General features: G+C 37.0%; 3 protein-coding genes. 1 reads left to right on the top strand and 2 read right to left on the bottom strand.

Going from position 1 to position 1753, the window contains the following annotated elements; genetic code table 11:
* Positions 1–309: 309 nt before the first annotated feature.
* Positions 310–663 carry a nuclear transport factor 2 family protein gene (locus tag EGI31_RS15000; protein WP_255037985.1) on the bottom strand — a complete coding sequence of 118 codons (354 nt, stop codon included), beginning with the start codon at positions 661–663 and terminating at the stop codon, positions 310–312.
* A gap of 40 nt (positions 664–703) precedes the next feature.
* Positions 704–958, bottom strand: a complete 255-nt coding sequence (locus tag EGI31_RS14995; protein WP_255037984.1) for a hypothetical protein — start codon at positions 956–958, stop codon at positions 704–706.
* 220 nt (positions 959–1178) lie between these two features.
* Here EGI31_RS14995 and EGI31_RS14990 point away from each other — a divergent pair, with 220 nt between their 5' ends.
* On the top strand, positions 1179–1490 hold the full coding sequence (locus tag EGI31_RS14990) for a transposase (RefSeq protein ID WP_255036201.1): 312 nt from the start codon (positions 1179–1181) through the stop codon (positions 1488–1490).
* The last annotated feature ends 263 nt before the right edge of the window (positions 1491–1753 follow it).

Raw genomic sequence — 1753 nt, 5'->3', positions numbered from 1 at the left:
CGTTCTTTGCGGTTAAAAACCTCCCGAATTGTTTCACAAAGGCTCACAAAGAAATCCACAAAGTATCACAAAGGGTTAATATTTAGTACTTTAAAGTAGGAGTGAGGCTTTCTTGGCGTTCTTTGCGAGCATTTCCTTAGCTTTCTTTGCGGTTAAAAACCTCCCGAATTATTTCACAAAGGCTCACAAAGTAATGCACGAAGTTTCACAAAGTGTTTAAATTTAGTATTTTAAAGTTCATCTAGAGGCTTTCTTGGCGTTCTTTGCGAGCATTTCCTTAGCGTTCTTTGCGGTTAAAAAAAAAAGCGATCAACCTTGAGCAGTGACAATACAATAGGAAGTAATCCGCTGGATTAGATCATTCTCATTAAATTCATACAAATCACAAGCCGAAACAAACGAAATTCTTTGACCATTTCTGCTGAATTCAGCTGTACCGTTGATAACTATTTTGTTGTCTTGAGCGATAATATTCAATGTCTTGAAGTCCGTGGTGACAGACTTAAAATATGCCGCAACCTGATTGCAGTTTTCTATGATGGCCTCTTTGCCAATAAATGTATTTTCTTCCACCACCTCCCAAACGGCATTTTCGGCAATGAATTCTGTGGTTTTTTCAAACTCACCATTTGAGAAAGCGAGGGCAATTTCTTGTTTGGTCATGGTTTTGGTAAAAGTATGTCGGTTTTTAATTAAAATGGTGTTACAATTTCAAGTTCCGAGCCTTCATTTCTGCCTCAACAGCCTTATAGTTATTGTTGATAGTAAAGGCAATGATGCCTACAAAAAAAGGTACAGCCAGCATAGAAAACTCAAAGTCGCTGATAAACATCCTGATAAAGGTGAATATGACGGACACTATAATAGTAGCCATCACAAATAGGTAAGGCGTTTTGGTGTCTTTCCATTTTTTCAATAGCTCCTCGTCGGTCAGTTCGTTTAGTTGTTTTTCTTGCATGATTTCTCTGTGATTTATTCGAAACCAATTTAAGAATTATTTGGGGAAATTGGGAGTTTTTTTGGTCACAAGCAAATTTAGGTTAGTCAGTTTTGTTGGCAAGCTTTGGCTTAAAACTAAGGAATTATTGGAAGAAAGTATAGGTCATAAAAATTATAAGTACCTAGTTGTAACGCACCCCAAATAACTCGGACATAAATTCAAAAATAATTTTGTAATTATGTCTATGAAAAAGAAGAATTATTCTCAGCAAGAGAAGCTAAAGATCCTGAAGGAATGCGAAGAAAAGGGTATGAAACCAATTTTGGAAAAGTATGGTATTTATCCAACGACCTATTATTACTGGAAGCGTAAGTATTATGTGTCAGGGGAATCTGGGTTAAGCCATGGCAATAACAAAGCATCTCAGGGTCGGATTAAAGAACTTGAAAAAGAGCTCAGGGTATACAAGGAAATGTTGGCCGAGCGAGAGTTGGAAATACGATTAAAGGATGAACTGCTAAAAAAGAAGTATCCCCAGACGAAAAAATAGATTTGGCCAGGAAGTACATTGGTCTGGGGTTAAGCAAATGTCTGGTATTTAGCTTATTAAGAATCACCAAGCATCAGTATTATTATAAGTCAAAGTTAACTGATAACCGAGGTTTGAAACCAACAGAAACTACCCTCAGGATAGATTCAAAGGGTAAGTTACAGCCTATTTCGAATCAAATTGTAGTAGAAATGATGATTAACACCTTATTCTTGCCAGAGACCAGCTATGGTTACAGAGCTATGACTGCCAGCCTGCAACAT

This window comes from Lacihabitans soyangensis, from assembly GCF_024343775.1.
Classification (GTDB): domain Bacteria; phylum Bacteroidota; class Bacteroidia; order Cytophagales; family Spirosomataceae; genus Leadbetterella; species Leadbetterella soyangensis.
The sequence above is the reverse complement of the archived record's forward strand: the minus strand, read 5'-3'. Positions and strand labels throughout refer to the sequence as shown.